The organism is Qipengyuania pacifica (genome assembly GCF_019711555.1).
GTDB classification, from domain to species: Bacteria; Pseudomonadota; Alphaproteobacteria; order Sphingomonadales; family Sphingomonadaceae; genus Qipengyuania; species Qipengyuania pacifica.
This window is the reverse complement of the sequence record NZ_JAIGNQ010000002.1, coordinates 564829-581851: the sequence shown is the minus strand read 5'-3', so window position 1 is coordinate 581851 and position 17023 is coordinate 564829. Positions and strand designations below refer to the sequence as shown.

Here is a 17023-nt window from a genome sequence, read left to right as displayed (position 1 = left end):
TTTTCCGGCTTTGGCCCCGCTATTGCCGCGGGGAAAAGCGGGCATGGTGCAGTCAGCATGGCGGTGGCCTCCGGCCGGGTCCAGCTTGTCACCATTCGCCAACAATCGCTCACACTCGCGCGCTGGCGGGTCTTGTGGGTCGTTCTGGGGTTCGCCTTCATCGCGATGCTTGCGCTGGTCCGCATCGCTTATCTCGGCATGTCGGATGAAGGCCTCAGAGGCACGTCGCTTGAAGAAGCGCTCCTTCCGCCGCGGGGCGAGATTACGGACCGCAACGGTATTCCGCTGGCGCGCGCATTTCCGGCTTACGCTTTGTGGTTCAATCCCGAAGCGCTTGGCGAGGGCGGTACGCCGCTGGTGCGCGAGCCGGCGGTCGTTGCTGCGAAACTCAAGGCGATTTTCCCGGATCTGAACGAAAAGGCCGTCGCCGCGCAATTTGCAGCCGGCAAGCAGGGCTACATTCGCCGTCGCGTGCTGCCCGAAGAGGCGAACCGGGTTCAGGAAATCGGCGAGCTGGCGCTCGAAATGCCGACGGAAACCGATCGCCATTACCCGCAAGGATCGATGGCGGCTCACGTCCTCGGCTATGTTGCCGCCGACGGCGACGGGCGCGTGGGGATGGAACAGGTCTTCAACAAACATCTGTCCGATCCGGCTACGCGCGGCACGCCCATCGCCCTGTCGATCGATTCCCGTGTTCAGGGCGCACTCGAAGATGAACTGCGCCGCGGGATGAAGCTCGTACAGGCGCAAGGCGGCGCCGGCATCGTTCTGGATGTGAATACCGGCGAGGTGCTGGCACTCGCATCGCTGCCCGAATTCGATCCCAACAAGATCGACGCGCGGGGCGAAAAGCTGATGTTCAACCGCGTTACAAACCAGGTCTACGAACTCGGATCGACATTCAAGCCGCTGTCGGTCGCCGCGGCGATCGACGCTGGCGTGGTCCGTGACCTTGGCCGACGGTGGGATGCAACCCCGGTCAAAGCGGGACGCTTCCGCATCAAAGACAGCCACGACATGGGCGCGACCCTGAATGTCGTGGAAACGCTGATCCATTCGTCGAACACCGTAACGGCCCGCGTCGTCGACGAGCTCGGTCCGGAGCGGATGCGTCGTTACATGATGGATCTGGGCATGAACGAACGGCCCTATATCGAACTGCCGGCAAAGGGCTTTCCGATCTGGCCCGGTGAGAAATGGCCACGTCTGCGGTCGATGACCGTGGGATATGGGCATGGCATCGCTGTGACCCCCCTTCATCTGGCCAGTGCCTATGCGGCAATGGTCAACGGCGGCATCTGGCGCCCGGCCACGCTGAAGAAACTGGGCCCGGGCGAGGCGCCGAAGGGTCGCCGCGTGTTCAAGGCGTCCACGTCCAGCCGCATGCGCCAGTTGCTGCGCGCTATCTCGATCTACGGCACGGGACGCAATGCGGATGCACCCGGCTACCGCGTCGGCGGCAAAACGGGTTCGGCTGAAAAGCCGGGCGGTTCGGCGGGCTATCGTCGCACTGCACTGGTTTCGACCTTTGCGGCCGCGTTCCCGATGGATCGTCCGCGCTACGTGGTCATCGCCATGCTCGACGAACCGCGCGGGACGGTCGCTAGCTCCTATCAGCGCACCGCCGCATGGAACGCCGCGCCGATCGTGGGCCGTCTGGTGCCGCGTATCGGACCTCTCATTGGCGTGCGCCCCGACGATACGCGCGATGTCGACATCTCCGACATCAAGCCGCTTATCCCGGAGGCCAACCAGTGAAGCTGTCCAAGCTCTGTGCTGCTGCGGGGATCGCGTGCGATGCCGACGTCAATGTGACGGGTTTCGCGATCGACAATCGCAAGGTTGCCCCGGGAACGGTTTTCGGTGCGTTTCAAGGCGCGCAGGTCAATGGCGAGGATTTCATTGCCGCAGCGATAGAAAGCGGTGCGGTCGCCATTGTGGCTCGGCCCGAAGCTGTCGTGAATGGTGCCATCCACATTGCCGACGACACCCCCCGCCGTGCCTTTGCAGCGCTGGCGGCCCGGTACTTCACCCCGGTGCCGCAGCATATCGTCGCGGTAACAGGTACGAACGGCAAAACCTCGACTGTCGAAATGACTCGCCAGATCTGGCGTATGGCAGGGGAACGGGCCGCGAGCATCGGTACGTTGGGTGTCACCACCCCCGACGGTAGCGTCTCCACTGGCCTGACGACGCCGGATATTGTCACCTTTCTGTCGAACTTGAGCGGCCTGGCGCGTGAAGGTGTGACACACGTGGCTTTTGAAGCGTCGAGCCATGGTCTCTCGCAATTCCGCAACGAGGGCGTGTCCGTCGAAGCAGCGGGCTTCACCAATTTCAGCCGCGATCATCTCGATTACCACGCGGATATGGAAGACTATTTCGCCGCCAAGATGCGGCTCTTCGACGAGGTTGTGGCGGACGATGCGACCGCAGTCGTGTGGATGGGGTCTGGCGATAGCGGCTGGAATGCCCGCGTGGTGAAGCATGCCGGGGCGCGCGGTTTGAAAATAATGACTGTCGGTGAGCAGGGCGAAACGATCCGCCTCACGAAAAGAGAACCGACCCAGCTTGGGCAATCGCTGAGCGTTGAGCATGAGGGTAAGAGCCGGACGATCAACCTCCCGCTGATCGGCGCTTATCAGGTTTCCAACGCGCTCACCGCAGCAGGACTTGCACTCGCGTCCGGTCTCGATGCGGGGTTGGTTTGGGATGCCGTTGCCCGTCTGCAACCCGTGCGTGGCAGGCTCGAACGCGCGGTCATCGCGCCGTCGGGCGCGCCGGTATATGTCGATTACGCTCATACCGCCGATGCGCTCGAAGCGGCGATCCAGGCGCTCGAGCCGCATGTTTCGGGCCGCCTCATCACTGTGTTCGGCGCCGGCGGGGATCGGGATCACGGAAAGCGGGCACCCATGGGTGAAGCGGCGGCCAAGGCAAGCCACGTCGTAATCGTGACCGACGACAACCCCCGCGGTGAGGATCCTGCGGATATCCGCCGCCAGGTGCTTGAGGGAGCGCCGCAGGCACGCGAAATAGGCGACCGTCGCGAAGCCATCCTTGCAGCCATCGCCGAAGCAGGTGCGGACGATATCGTCCTCATCGCCGGCAAGGGACATGAAACGGGTCAGATCATCGGATCGGGAGAAAATATGCGGGTCCTGCCTTTCGACGATGTCGAGGTTGCGCGCGAGTGCGCTGCGCAGATCGCCAGAGGTGATGCATGAGCGCGGCAATCCTGCGACATCCCGCCTATATTGAGTGGCCTGCCGATCCGCGCGACCGCCTACCGCTGACGCTGTGGACGGCAAAGGATATTGCCGACGCTGTAGGTGGTATGGCCAGCCATGACTTTCAGGTTGCCGGGGTCGAAATGGACAGCCGGGACGTGGTCAATGGCGATCTGTTCGTCGCGCTCAGGGGCGAAGCGATGGATGGCCATCGCTTCCTTGAGAAAGCCTTCGCCAACGGCGCTGCGGGCGCGATCGTCGATCGCCCGATCGACTGGCCCCACATCCTGGTCGATGACACGACTGAAGCGCTGAAGGCGCTTGCCCGTGCAGCGCGCAGCCGTGTGGAAGCGAAGATTATCGGCGTGACCGGATCGGTCGGCAAGACCGGCGTGAAGGAAGCCATCTTCGCAAGTCTCGAACGCGCGAGCCGCGGTGCGGCCCATCGTTCTACCCGCAGCTACAACAACCACGTCGGTGTGCCGCTGAGCCTGACGCGTATGCCTGCGCGCAGCCGCTTCGGCATTTTCGAAATGGGCATGAACCATGCTGGCGAGATCGAAGGGCTGACTGCTCAGGTTCGCCCGCATGTAGCGGTTATCACCACGATAGCCCCGGCACATATCGAAAATCTCGGCAGCATGGAGGCGATCGCTGCAGCCAAGGCCGAGATCTTTGCAGGTCTGGAGCCAGGCGGCACGGCCGTCATCCCGGCCGACACCGAACATTACGAACAACTCAAGCTGGCCGCCCTGCGCGCGGGCGCAAAGGTCGTCAGCTTCGGAAGGGCACGTTTTGCCGACGTTCGCTTGCTGGATGCCATTCCCAGCGCCAACGGCGGCAGCCTCGTGACGTGCGAATTCCCCGAAGGACGGCTGTGTTACACCGTTGCCGAACCCGGCGATCACTGGGTCGTGAACTCGCTGGCCGTGATGGCTGCTGTACGCGCTGCGGGCGGCGATATGGCGGCCGCCGGCTTGGCGCTTGCCGAGATGGGTGGGCTGAAGGGGCGGGGTGCGCGTCACGGCATTGATGTGCCCGGCGGCAAAGCGCTGCTGATTGACGAAAGTTACAACGCCAACCCGGCCAGTATGCGCGCCACTTTGGCGCAGCTAGGCCAGACGCCGTCGGGGCGCCGCATCGCCGTGCTTGGCGCGATGAAGGAACTGGGCGATTTCGGTCCCCAGTTTCACGCCGCTCTGTCCGAGCCGGTGCTGGCTGCCGATGTCGATTATGCCATTCTGGTTGGCGAAGAGATGTCCGCCCTCGCACGCGAACTGGGGAAACCGGAGAGTTCCGTCCTTGGCAAGCCCATTGCGTGGGCGCACTGCCGAACTGCCGACGAGGCGATCGAGCTGCTCGAAGACTTCGGTGTCGTCGCTGGCGATGCCGTGCTGGTCAAGGGCTCCAACTCGGTCGGTCTTGGCCGGCTCGTGGATCATTTCATCCGCGCCCGCTAGGCGCGACGAGAGGCCGATTTGCTTTACCTCCTCGCCGAATGGTTGAATTTCGAAGGCATCTTCAACCTCGTGCGCTACCAGACGTTCCGCGCCGGGGCGACGCTGATGACCGCGCTCGTCATCGGGCTCGTCATCGGCCCGCGCTTCATCGATATGCTTCGGGTGCGGCAGGGCAAAGGGCAGCCTATCCGCGAAGATGGCCCGCAGAGCCATCTGGCCAAGCGCGGTACGCCGACAATGGGCGGCTTGATGATCCTGATCAGCCTGTCGCTGGCCGTTCTGATATGGATGGATCTGCGCAATCCGTTCATCTGGGCCGTGCTCGCGGTGACGCTAGGCTTCGGCCTGATCGGATTCCTCGACGATTACGACAAGGTGACGAAGTCGAGCCACAAGGGGGTTTCGGCCCGGGTCCGGCTATTGATGGAATTCGCGGTTGCGGGCGTGGCGAGCTATCTCGCCGTCAGCCAGATCAACACGTTTCTGTACGTCCCGTTCTTCAATAATCTCGGCCTGGAAATGGGCCCGTTCTACTATGTCTTCGCGGCCATCGTGATCGTGGGGGCGGGCAATGCGGTCAATCTGACTGACGGTCTGGATGGGTTGGCGACGATGCCGGTCATTATCGCGGCAGGCACATTCGCGCTCATTTCCTACCTTGTCGGGCGTGTCGATTTTTCGAGCTATCTCGGCATCCCGCATGTTCCCGGTGCGGGTGAGTTGGCGATCTTCTGTGCCGCTATCATGGGGGCAGGGCTTGCGTTTCTCTGGTTCAATGCGCCTCCGGCTGCCGTTTTCATGGGTGATACCGGGTCTCTGGCGCTTGGCGGCGCACTCGGGGCAGTTGCGGTCTCCACACATCACGAAATCGTTCTCGCGGTGGTCGGCGGGCTGTTCGTGTTCGAGGCGCTGAGCGTCATCATCCAGGTCTTCTGGTTCAAGCGGACCGGCAAGCGGGTCTTCCGCATGGCGCCGATCCATCATCATTTCGAGCAGCTTGGCTGGTCGGAGAGCAAGGTCGTGATCCGGTTCTGGATCGTGGCGATCGTGCTTGCACTCATGGGGCTGGCGACGCTCAAGCTGCGATGATCACTTCATCCGCCTGGAAGGACAAGAAGTACGCCGTTCTCGGACTGGCGCGTTCCGGCCGGGCCACGGTCGAGGCGCTGCTGGCGGCAGGAGCCGAGGTGCTGGTATGGGACGACCGCATAGAGGCGCGCGAGCCTTTTGCCGGGCGCTGCGCCATCGGGGATCCGCTGGAGGCGGACCTAACCGGTTACGCGGGCGTCGTCGTCAGTCCGGGCGTTCCGCTAAACACGCACCCGATCAAGCCGCATGCGGATGGATATGGCGTGCCGGTCATCGGCGACATCGAATTATTCGCGCAGGCGCGGTCGGAATTGCCGCCGCACAAGGTTGTCGGCATTACCGGTACGAACGGTAAATCGACCACCACCGCGCTGGTTCATCACATTTTGAAGGCGGCGGGCGTGCCCACGACGATGGGGGGGAATATCGGTCTGCCGATCCTCGAGCAGGAGCCGTTGCTCGAAGGCGGGGTCTATGTGCTGGAGCTTTCGAGCTATCAGATCGACCTGACCTTTTCGCTCGCTTGCGATGTGGCGATACTGCTGAATATCACGCCGGATCATCTGGACCGGTATGACGGTTTCGACGCCTATGCGGCGAGCAAGTCACGGCTGTTTGCGATGCAGAAGCGAGGCCAGCATTCCATCGCGCGCTTTACCGATGCGCGCTCGCTCGGACAGTTCGCGGAAGGATCGATCGCCAGCATTCTGGAGGACGTCTTCCAGCATAGAGGGATTGCGCCGGACGAGCAGAATGGTTGGAAATCCCTGACAGGATCCCACAACCGCGAGAACGCGGCGGCCGCGATCGAGGCGTGCGACATCCTTGGCATTCCGATCGATCAGATTCGCGAAGCCTTGCGCACGTATCCGGGCCTTCCGCACCGTATGGAGCGGGTCGCGGAGATCGGCGGGGTGGCGTATGTCAACGACAGCAAGGGCACGAATACGGCCGCTTCCGCCCCGGCGCTGGCGGCTTTCGAGAACATTCACTGGATCGTTGGCGGGCTCGCGAAAGAGCCGGGCCTGGGCGAGTGCGAGGCCGAACTGGGCCATGTGAAGGCCGCCTATACCATCGGCAAATCGGGCGACGAGTTCGCCCGACTGTTGGAAAAAAGGGTGTCGATCAAACGTTCAGTTACGCTCGAACAAGCGTTGTTCGACGCATCGAACGCAGCTGTGTCGGGCGACACCGTCCTGCTGTCGCCCGCCTGCGCCAGTTTCGACCAGTATCGCGACTTCGAAGCGCGCGGCGACCATTTCCGCGAACTGGTGGAGGCGCTCAGATGAGCACCATGCAGCCCTATGTTCCCGGCAAGCGTCAACCGGCGCATATGCCGAAAGGCAAGTTGTCGCGCTGGTCCGAACTGAAGATCTGGTGGCGCGAGATTGATCGCGTGCTGCTGCTGCTCGTGCTGCTGCTGATGGGGCTGGGCACAGTGGCCGTTGCCGCGGCGAGCCCGGCGAGCGCCAACCGGCTGTCGACCAGCAGCGAGACGCTGAACCCGCTGTATTTCTTCTATCGCCATCTGGCCTGGCAGGTGCTGGCCATCGGGACCATGCTGGGCATATCGATGCTGACGCGGGAGAATGCGCGGCGCTTCGGCCTGCTGCTGGCCGCGGGGATGACGGCGCTGCTGTTCATCGTCCCTTTCGTCGGGGTCGAGATAAATGGCGCGCGGCGCTGGATAAGCCTGGGCATGCAGTTCCAGCCGTCCGAGTTCCTCAAGCCCGGCTTCGCCATTGCGACCGCGTGGATCCTGTCATGGCGGATGCGCGATCCGAACATGCCGGTGGCCGGCATCGCGACGGGATATGTGGCGCTGATCGCAGCGCTGATGATGATGCAACCCGATTTCGGCGGCACGATCCTGTTCGGCGGCGTCTGGTTCGTCGCCATGATCCTCGCCGGGATCGACGTGAAGCGGCTGGGCGCGGTCATCGGCGGCGTGCTGGCCGTGCTGACGGCGACCTATTTCCTCTATGACAATGCGCGCCACCGTATCGACAGCTTCATCGGCGGCGGAACCGCATACGATCAGGTGGACCTGGGCGCGCGCACGATCGTGGCGGGCGGCTGGCTGGGCGCGGGTTATGGGCTGGGCATCCGCAAGATGAGCCTGCCCGAGGCGCATACCGACTATATCTTCAGCGTCATCGGCGAAGAATTCGGCCTGATCGCCTGCGGACTGATCGTCTTGCTGTATCTGGCGATCGTGGCGCGGGTGCTGCTGCGCCTGATCGACGAGGAAGACCTGTTCGCGCTTCTGGCCGGAGCGGGCCTGACGGCCCTGCTGGGCGGGCAGGCGTTCATCAACATACTGGTCAATCTGCAGCTGTTTCCGTCGAAGGGGATGACGCTGCCGCTGGTGAGCTATGGCGGGTCTTCCACGATCGCCATCTGTCTCAACATCGGATTGCTTCTGGCAATCACGCGGCGAAATCCGTTCCTGAAAAGCCGGACCAAGGGGCTTGGCGATTTGTTCGGCATGGGGCAGACGGCCCCGATGAAAGACCAGACGAACCCGATCAGAAGCCAGACGGGCAGTGTTCGCCGGGAGATCCACCCATGACCGGCGCCAATCGCCATTACGTCCTTGCCGCGGGCGGGACCGGCGGGCATCTGCTGCCCGCCTTCGCACTTGCCACCGAACTGGAACGGCGCGGCCACCACGTCGCGCTGATCACCGATACGCGCGGAGCGGAGATTCCCGGCAAGCCCGATTTCCTGCCCGCCCATGTCATCCCGGCCGGCCGGTTCGGCAAGAACCCGCTGACCTGGATCAAAGGGATCAAGGCGGTACTGGAAGGGCGGCGCATGGCGCTGCGCCTGTTCGAAAGCTTCGCGCCGAGCGCCGTCGTTGGCTTCGGCGGTTATCCTTCGCTGCCGACCATCCTTGCCGCGAGCAGTGCAGACGTGCCTATCGTGGTGCATGAACAGAATGCCGTTCTGGGCAGGGTGAACCGCCTCTTTGCTCGGCGGGTCAATGCGATCGCCACGGCCTATCCCGAAGTGCAGCGGCTGGACGCCAAGCACGCCGAGAAAGTGCATCTGGTGGGCAATCCGGTACGCGCTGGCGTACTGTCGCTGCGCGAAGAACCCTTTCCGGCATTCGGTGAAGACGGCCTGCTGCGCGTACTGGTGACCGGCGGAAGCCAGGGGGCGCGTGTGCTGTCCGAAGTGGTGCCCGATGGGTTGTCCATGCTTCCGCCCGCGCTGCGCCAGCGGTTGCAGGTGACGCAGCAGTGCCGCCCGGAAGATCTCGATGCCGTACGCGAACGCTATCGCAATCATGGCATACCGGCCGAACTGGCGACCTATTTCGAGGACATGGCCGCGCGGCTTGCCGATACACATCTGTTTATCGGCCGGGCCGGGGCATCGACCATCGCGGAACTGACCGCTGTGGGACGGCCTGCCATACTGGTGCCACTGCCAATCGCGACCGACGATCATCAGGCGGCCAATGCGCGCGAACTGTCCAAATCGGGCGGGGCACGGATGATCCGCCAGGAACGCTTTACGGGCAAGGAACTGGCCAAGCAGATCAAGGCGCTGGCCGAAAATCCGCAGGGGCTGGCCAATGCCGCGCATGCGGCCTGGAATTGCGGACGGCCCAAGGCCGTCGAAGACCTGGCCGATCTGGTCGAAAGCTTCGGCGGGGCAGAGATGATGGATGTCATCCGCGTGGGCGGAAACAATGCGCGCGGCGCATCGCAAGGCATCGCTGCCGGTCAGGCGATGAGGCAGGCCCATGGCAAGCGTGCGGCACGGGAGATGTCGGAATGAGAGGCGTCCCGACAGATATCGGCACGATCCACTTCGTCGGCATCGGCGGCATCGGCATGTCCGGCATCGCCGAGGTGATGGCGAACCTGGGCTATACGGTGCAGGGTTCCGACATGAAGGAGAGCGCGACCGTCGAACGGCTGCGCCAGCGCGGCGTAAAGATCGCCATCGGCCATGCCCCCGAAAACGTCGAAGGCGCTGCGGTCGTCGTAACATCTACCGCGGTGAAGCGTACCAACCCCGAAGTCGCCTTTGCGCTGGAAAACCGTATTCCCGTAGTGCGCCGTGCGGAAATGCTGGCCGAACTGATGCGGTTGAAATCGACCGTGGCCGTGGCCGGTACGCATGGCAAGACGACCACGACCAGCATGATCGCTGCCCTGCTGGATGCAGGCAATATCGATCCGACCGTCATCAATGGCGGGATCATCGAACAATATGGTTCGAATGCACGGCTGGGCGACAGCGAATGGATGGTGGTCGAGGCCGATGAGAGCGATGGCAGCTTCCTGCGGCTGGACGGCACCATCGCGGTAGTCACCAATATCGATCCCGAGCATCTGGACCATTACGGCGATTTCGACGGGGTAAAGGACGCGTTCGTGGAGTTCATCCACAATGTCCCCTTCTATGGCGCGGCGATCCTGTGCATCGATCACGAGGAAGTGCAGGCCGTGATCGGCAAGGTCCGCGACCGTAACGTCGTGACCTATGGCTTCAATCTGCAGGCCGATATCTGCGGTGTGAACGTGCGCCCGGATGCCGGAGGCAATGTGTTCGACGTCATCGTGCGCCGGCGCGGCAAGGAAGACCGCCGGATCGAAGGCGTGCGACTGCCGATGCCCGGGCGCCACAATGTCCAGAATGCACTGGCCGCGATTGCCGTGTCGATCGAAATGGGCTGCCCCGACGAGATCATCTGCAATGGCTTTTCCGCATTCGGCGGTGTCCGTCGGCGGTTCACCAAGGTGGGCGAAGTTCCCAGCGGCGGCGGCGTTGCGACGATCATCGACGATTACGGCCACCACCCGGTGGAGATCAAGGCCGTGCTGGCCGCCGCACGCGAGAGCGCAGGCGAAGGCCGCGTCATCGCGGTGGTCCAGCCGCACCGTTACACCCGCCTGCGCGATCTGATGGATGACTTCCAGAGCTGCTTCAATGCGGCGGACGAAGTCTATGTCACCCCGGTCTATGCCGCGGGCGAGGACCCGATCGACGGCGTCGATGCCGACGCACTTGTCGCAGGGTTGAAGGCACGCGGCCACCGGGCGGCCCGCACGGTGACGGACGAGACCGATCTGGCGGAAAAGCTGGTCGAGGATCTGCGTGCCGGCGATTTCGTGGTCTGCCTTGGTGCAGGCGATATCACCCAGTGGGCGGCCGGACTTGCCAATGGCATCGCGAAGGTGACGACATCGTGAGCGAGATGGAGCAGCCCGACGATGTGTGGAACTGGGATAGCGGCATGGCGCCCGACTGCGAAGTCGAAGGCAGCGTCATCGCGCCCATCGACACCTACGGTCTGCGCGGCAAGCTGACGCCCGATGCGCCGCTGGCCAAGCTGGTCTGGTTCAAGGCGGGTGGCCACGCCGACTGGCTGTTCGAGCCGGCCGATACGGACGATCTGAAGCTGTTCCTGGAACGGCTGGACGGCGATCTTCCGGTGATGGCGCTGGGGCTGGGGTCGAACCTGATCGTGCGCGACGGCGGCGTGCCGGGCGTGGTCGTAAAGCTGGGCAAGCCCTTTGCCAGTATCGAAGTGGGCGAGGACCATACGCTGACCTGCGGGGCTGGCGCGCACGGCATACTCGTCGCTTCCACCGCCCGCGATGGAGGGATTGCAGGCGTCGAGTTCATGCGCGGTATTCCCGGTACCGTCGGCGGGTTCGTGCGCATGAACGGCGGCGCCTATGGCCGCGAAGTCAGCGACGTGCTGATCGATTGCGACGTGATACTGCCGGGCGGCCGGCTGGTGACGCTTCCCGCAGCCGACCTGCGCTATACCTATCGTCATTCGGCCTTGCCCGACGCGGCTGTGGTTGTCCGCGCGCGGTTCCAGGGCGAGCCCGGCGATCCTGCGACAATCGGCGCGAAGATGGACGAAATCGGCGAAGCGCGCGAAAATTCGCAGCCGCTGCGCACCAAGACCGGCGGATCCACTTTCAAGAACCCGCCGGGAAAGAAGGCGTGGGAGCTGGTCGATGCAGCCGGGTGCCGCGGGCTGAGGCTGGGCGGCGCACAGGTGAGCGAGAAGCACACCAACTTCCTGCTCAATGTCGACAATGCCACCAGCGCCGACATCGAAGGGCTGGGCGAACTGGTGAAGCGCCGCGTCTACGAACATTCGGGCGTGCTGCTGGAATGGGAAATTCAACGAGTGGGGCGACCGTAAGGAATAGACATGAGCGATCTCCCCAAACTTCATATTGCGGTTCTGATGGGTGGCTGGGCCAATGAACGGCCGGTCAGCCTGATGTCGGGCGAAGGCGTGGCCAAGGCACTGGAAGAGCGCGGCAACACGGTCACGCGCATCGACATGGATCGCAAGGTGGCCGCGCGCATCGCCGAGGTGGCGCCGGACGTCGTCTTCAACGCGCTGCACGGCGTGCCGGGCGAAGACGGGACGGTGCAGGGCATGCTCGACCTGATGGGCGTGCCGTATACGCATTCGGGCCTGACGACATCGGTCATCGCGATCGACAAGCAGCTGACCAAGCAGGCACTGGTGCCGCATGGCATCCCCATGCCCGGCGGGCGGATCGTGAAAAGTGCGGAACTGCACGAGCGCGACCCCATGCCGCGCCCCTATGTGCTGAAGCCCGTCAACGAAGGCAGTTCGGTGGGTGTCGCCATCGTCACAGATGAAGGCAATTACGGCAATCCGATCATGCCCGATGCCAAGGGCCCGTGGCAGGAATTCGCCGAACTGCTGGCCGAACCCTATATCAAGGGGCGCGAGCTGACGTCGGCCGTGGTCGATTTCGAGGGCGGGCCGCGCGCGCTGGGCGTGACCGAGCTGAAACCCAAGAGCGGGTTCTACGATTTCGAAGCCAAATATACCGATGGGATGACCGATCACATCTGCCCGGCGGAAATCCCCCAGCACATTACCGATCTGTGCCTCGAATATGCGCTGAAGGCGCACAAGGCGCTGGGGTGCCGGGGGACCAGCCGGACCGATTTCCGCTGGGACGAGGAGCAGGGCGAAGAGGGCCTGTTCGTCCTGGAAACCAATACGCAGCCCGGCATGACGCCGCTGAGCCTGGTGCCCGAACAGGCGCGCTTTGCCGGCATCGAATATGGCGAATTGTGCGAACTGGTGGTTGCCGCTGCATTGCGCGATCACGCGGTGAAGCCCGGGGGCGGCGATGGCTAAGGTCACGCGCAAACCCACCGGGGTGCGCCGTTCCGCAGCGGCGCGCAACCGCAGCCAGAAAGCCCGCGCTGCGCGCAGCCACACCAGCGGGCTGTTCGATCGCGCCATGGCCGCGCTGCCGTTTACCGAAGAGCAGTGGCACAGGTTCTTTCTGGGCGCGATCATCGTCGCCGGGCTGGCGATTGCCTGGACCATCGCCAGCTATGCCGGCGTGCCGGAACTGGCCAAGGCGGAACTGTCCAAATCGGCCGCGCGATCCGGTTTCGAGGTCAGCCGCGTGCGGGTTTCGGGCGTGGAGCGCATGAATGAGCAGCTGGTCTACGAGCGGGTACTGGCGGAACAGGACCGCCCGATGCCGCTGGTCGATCTGGAAGATGTGCGCGCGCGCCTGCTGGAGCTTCCCTGGGTCGAGGACGCGCGGGTTTCGCGCCAGCTGCCCGATACGCTGAAGGTGGATATCGTCGAGCGCGTGCCGCATGCGGTGCTGCGCAAGCCCGACCGGCTGGTGCTGATCGATGCCGAGGGCCACGAGCTCGAGCCGATCAGCGCGAAGGCCGCCGAAGGCAAGCTGCTGATCGAAGGGCCGGGCGCGGCGCGCCAGGTGCAGGAACTGGGCCGGCTGCTCGATGCAGCGCCCGCGCTGAAGCCGCAGATCGCGTCTGCCCAATGGGTCGGTAACCGGCGCTGGAACCTGACGTTCAAGACCGGGCAGTTGCTCGCACTTCCCGAAGGCGATCTCGGCGCGCCGGCGCTGGTGAAATTCGCCCAGCTCGACGGGATGCACCGCCTGATCGGGGGCAAGCCCATCGCGATCGACATGCGCGTTCCCGACCGGGCCTATCTGCGCTGTGCGGACGGGCCGTGCCCGAAGCAGATGGCGTTGAACGGAAGGGCTCAATAGTGGCAACCCAGCAGCCGCGCATTACCCGGGTCTTCGGGGCGGTGAATATCGGTTCGTTCAGGGTTTCGGCCATGATCATGGGGCAGGCGGAGGGCGGCGAGATGGTCGTGCTCGGCTCCAGCCACCGGGCCAGCGAAGGCATCAAGCGCGGCTATGTCGCCGACATGCGCGCGGCAAGCCATGCGATCCGCACCGCGGTCGAGAAGGCGGAAGCCAATGCCAACACATCGGTCCAGAGCGTGTGGATCGGCTGTGCGGGCGCGGGCCTGTCGAGCAAGATATCCAGCGTCGAGATCGCCATCGGCGGGCGGCGCATCGAAGAAGACGATATCGAGCACCTGCTGTATGCCGCGCGCGACCATCTGCATCCCGACGGGCGCATGGTGCTGCACGCGCAGCCGGCGCATTATACGCTGGACGGGGCGCATGGCGTGGCAAACCCCAAGGGACTGCACGCCGAAGCGCTGGGCGTGGATGTCCATGTGACGCTGGCCGAAGGCGCGCCGGTGCGCAATCTGATCGAGGCGGTGCAGACCGCGCATCTCGATGTCGAGGGCGTGGTGGCGAGCCCGCTTGCCGCGGCCTATGCCTGCCTGACCCGCGAAGAGCGCGATCTGGGCGTGGCGCTGGTCGAGATCGGGGCGCAGGTCACCAATGTGTCGGTGCATGCGGCAGGCATGCTGCTGGGGCTGAAATCCATTCCGATCGGTTCGAACGACATCACCGATGCGATCGCATCGTCGCTGGGCATCCGGCGCAGCCAGGCGGAACGGCTGAAATGCGTATCGGGTTCGGCCATCGCGACGCCGACCGATCACCGCGAGATGATCCCTGTGAACGGCCCCGGCGAGGACCCCGGCGGGCGGCTGGCGCGCGGCGCGGACGAACACAACCGGATCGCCAGGGCGGAACTGGTGTCGATCGTCACCGACAGGCTGGGCATCATCACGACGGAAATCGGCAAGGCGCTCAAGTCGATGGGCTTTACCGGCGCGCAAGGCGGACAGGTGGTGCTGACCGGCGGCGGTGCGGAATTGCACGGCGTCGCCGAATTCATGCAGGGCGCGCTGGGGCGACCGGTCCGGATCGGCAAGCCGCCGGCATTGCAGGGCCTGCCCGAAGCGCATGCAACGCCCGGATTCGCCACGCTGGCGGGCCTGTGCCTTTATGCCGCGGACGACCCGGTCGACATCCGATCGGTCGGCCCGCGCTATCAGCCGACCAACCGCTATCGCGGCATCGGTCTGGTCAACCGTGTGTTTCAAGCGGTGCGTGAGTATTTTTAAGGTTGTATCACAGCGTTACTGCGCCATTAGCCCTTGTGGATAAGGCAAGTATCGCTTCGACCTGCGATTAGCTTTATGCCAGAGTTGTGACATAACGCCCACGGGCGACTTTTGAATTCTACGGGGACTCTTGAATGAGCATCAATATCGGACCGGCATCGGACGACGACCTTCGTCCCAAGATCATGGTCGTGGGCGTCGGTGGTGCCGGCGGCAACGCGATCGCCAACATGATGCAGGCACAGATCGAAGGCGTCGAGTTCATCGTCGCCAATACCGACGCGCAGGCTCTGAGTACCTCGCCTTCCGACAAGCGGATCCAGCTAGGTCCCGACATCACGGGCGGCCTTGGCGCAGGCGCGCGGCCCGAGGTGGGGAAGGCCGCGGCTGAAGAAACGGTCGAAGAGATCGAAGACGCAATGGACGGCGTCAACATGGTCTTCATCGCAGCCGGCATGGGCGGCGGCACCGGGACCGGTGCCGCACCCGTCATCGCAGAGGCGGCGCGCAAGAAGGGCGTGCTGACGGTCGGCGTCGTGACCAAGCCGTTTCTGTTCGAAGGCACGCGCCGCATGCGCGCGGCCGAAGCGGGCATCGACGAGCTGCAGAAGCACGTCGATACGCTGATCGTCATTCCCAACCAGAACCTGTTCCTGGTGGCCAAGGCCGAAACGACCTTCAAGGAAGCGTTCATGCTTGCCGACGAGGTGCTGCAGCAGGGCGTACGGTCGATTACCGACCTCATGGTCATGCCGGGGCTCATCAACCTCGACTTTGCCGACGTGCGTTCGGTGATGAGCGAAATGGGCAAGGCGATGATGGGCACCGGCGAAGGCGAAGGCGACAACCGCGCTCTCGAAGCCGCCGAGCGCGCCATCGCCAATCCGCTGCTCGACGGCGTGTCGATGACCGGCGCCAAGGGCGTCATCATCTCGATCATCGGCGGCGAGGACATGAAGCTGCTCGAAGTCGACGAGGCGGCCAATCACATCCGCGAACTGGTCGACGAAGATGCGAACATCATCTGGGGTTCGGCGTTCAATCCCGATCTCGATGGCAAGATCCGCGTATCGGTCGTTGCGACAGGTATCGAACATGACGGTTCGATCGCGGCGGCCCCGTCGCGTTCGTTCTCGATGCGCGAAAGCAGTGCGCCGAAGCGCCCCGTGCTCGACCTGCCGAACCGCAGCGAACCGGAAGACGAACCGTTCGAACTGAACGAAGGCCTGTCCGCCGATCTGGAGCCGGCCGAAGCCGATGCTTTCGACCTCACTGACGAGGCCGATGACGATAGTGCACAGCCATTCGGCCTGTCGCCCGCCACGTCGCGCTCGCTGAACGACGACGCCGAAGACGAATATGACGATGTCGACGATATCGTCGATCCTCTCGCCGGGCTGCGTAACGAACGGACCGAGCGTTTCGACGACGAAGATTCCGTCCCTGCACCGGCAGACGACAGCGGCTTCGGCGGTGCGCCGACCGACGATGGCTGGGGCGACGAGCGCGAACCGCTCAACCTTTCCGACCCGGCGGGCAATTCGCAGGACGAATTCGAACTCGGTGACGAACATGTCGCGGGCGAAAGCCCGTTGGCAACCAAGCCGGGACGCCGTCGTCCGCTGGTGCCCGGCGAATCCGGCGGGAACGAAGAAGGCGGTTCGGGCGGCGGTTCCGGCTCCGGCGAACGTGGCGGCGGCTCGCTGCCGGGCAATACGCTGTTCGAACGCATGGCCAATCTGTCGCGCGGAGCAACGCGTCCCGAAGACGATAGCGACGACGATGACGACGATGGCAATGGTTCGGGGCTCAACATCCCGCGTTTTCTCGGTCGCCAGAACAATCAGTAATTGCGACCGCGTCAGCGCTGGTTAACGCCCGGGCTGCCA

The 17023-nt window shown here is 64.0% G+C and carries 13 protein-coding genes; all 13 read left to right on the top strand.

The genetic code is table 11. The annotated features are described in order from the left end of the window. Nucleotides 1–57 precede the first annotated feature (57 nt). The 13 genes from K3177_RS08055 (at nucleotide 58) to ftsZ (ending at nucleotide 16984) form a co-directional block, all read left to right on the top strand. The gene (locus K3177_RS08055; RefSeq protein WP_221597826.1) at nucleotides 58–1761 is read left to right on the top strand and encodes a peptidoglycan D,D-transpeptidase FtsI family protein; all 1704 of its coding nucleotides are present in this window, start codon (nucleotides 58–60) and stop codon (nucleotides 1759–1761) included. Further along, a complete protein-coding gene (locus tag K3177_RS08050; RefSeq protein WP_221597825.1) occupies nucleotides 1758–3230 on the top strand; it encodes a UDP-N-acetylmuramoyl-L-alanyl-D-glutamate--2,6-diaminopimelate ligase in 1473 nt (490 codons plus the stop codon). Before K3177_RS08055 ends, K3177_RS08050 begins: the two co-directional genes overlap by 4 nt. After that, the gene (locus K3177_RS08045; RefSeq protein WP_221597824.1) at nucleotides 3227–4693 is read left to right on the top strand and encodes a UDP-N-acetylmuramoyl-tripeptide--D-alanyl-D-alanine ligase; all 1467 of its coding nucleotides are present in this window, start codon (nucleotides 3227–3229) and stop codon (nucleotides 4691–4693) included. Before K3177_RS08050 ends, K3177_RS08045 begins: the two co-directional genes overlap by 4 nt. 18 nt (nucleotides 4694–4711) lie before the next feature. Next, on the top strand, nucleotides 4712–5782 hold the full coding sequence (gene mraY / locus K3177_RS08040) for a phospho-N-acetylmuramoyl-pentapeptide-transferase (protein ID WP_103022591.1): 1071 nt from the start codon (nucleotides 4712–4714) through the stop codon (nucleotides 5780–5782). Continuing rightward, nucleotides 5779–7071, top strand: coding sequence for a UDP-N-acetylmuramoyl-L-alanine--D-glutamate ligase (gene murD / locus K3177_RS08035; protein ID WP_221597823.1), 1293 nt, complete (start codon nucleotides 5779–5781; stop codon nucleotides 7069–7071). Before mraY ends, murD begins: the two co-directional genes overlap by 4 nt. Nucleotides 7072–7076: 5 nt before the next feature. Then, nucleotides 7077–8354, top strand: a complete 1278-nt coding sequence (locus K3177_RS08030) for an FtsW/RodA/SpoVE family cell cycle protein (protein ID WP_234003058.1) — start codon at nucleotides 7077–7079, stop codon at nucleotides 8352–8354. Further along, the gene (gene murG / locus K3177_RS08025; protein ID WP_221597822.1) at nucleotides 8351–9571 is read left to right on the top strand and encodes an undecaprenyldiphospho-muramoylpentapeptide beta-N-acetylglucosaminyltransferase; all 1221 of its coding nucleotides are present in this window, start codon (nucleotides 8351–8353) and stop codon (nucleotides 9569–9571) included. Before K3177_RS08030 ends, murG begins: the two co-directional genes overlap by 4 nt. Continuing rightward, a complete protein-coding gene (gene murC, locus K3177_RS08020) occupies nucleotides 9568–10992 on the top strand; it encodes a UDP-N-acetylmuramate--L-alanine ligase (RefSeq protein WP_221597821.1) in 1425 nt (474 codons plus the stop codon). The genes murG and murC overlap by 4 nt, the downstream gene beginning before the upstream one ends. Nucleotides 10993–11036: 44 nt before the next feature. After that, complete coding sequence (gene murB, locus K3177_RS08015) at nucleotides 11037–11963, top strand: UDP-N-acetylmuramate dehydrogenase (RefSeq protein WP_247714388.1); 927 nt, start codon at nucleotides 11037–11039, stop codon at nucleotides 11961–11963. 9 nt (nucleotides 11964–11972) lie between these two features. Further along, nucleotides 11973–12947 (top strand): D-alanine--D-alanine ligase, encoded by a 975-nt coding sequence (locus tag K3177_RS08010; RefSeq protein WP_221597820.1) that lies wholly within the window; start codon nucleotides 11973–11975, stop codon nucleotides 12945–12947. After that, nucleotides 12940–13848, top strand: a complete 909-nt coding sequence (locus K3177_RS08005) for a cell division protein FtsQ/DivIB (RefSeq protein WP_221597819.1) — start codon at nucleotides 12940–12942, stop codon at nucleotides 13846–13848. Before K3177_RS08010 ends, K3177_RS08005 begins: the two co-directional genes overlap by 8 nt. After that, on the top strand, nucleotides 13848–15134 hold the full coding sequence (ftsA, locus tag K3177_RS08000) for a cell division protein FtsA (protein WP_103022598.1): 1287 nt from the start codon (nucleotides 13848–13850) through the stop codon (nucleotides 15132–15134). The genes K3177_RS08005 and ftsA overlap by 1 nt, the downstream gene beginning before the upstream one ends. Before the next feature lie 134 nt (nucleotides 15135–15268). Further along, a complete protein-coding gene (ftsZ, locus tag K3177_RS07995) occupies nucleotides 15269–16984 on the top strand; it encodes a cell division protein FtsZ (RefSeq protein WP_221597818.1) in 1716 nt (571 codons plus the stop codon). Nucleotides 16985–17023: the final 39 nt, after the last annotated feature.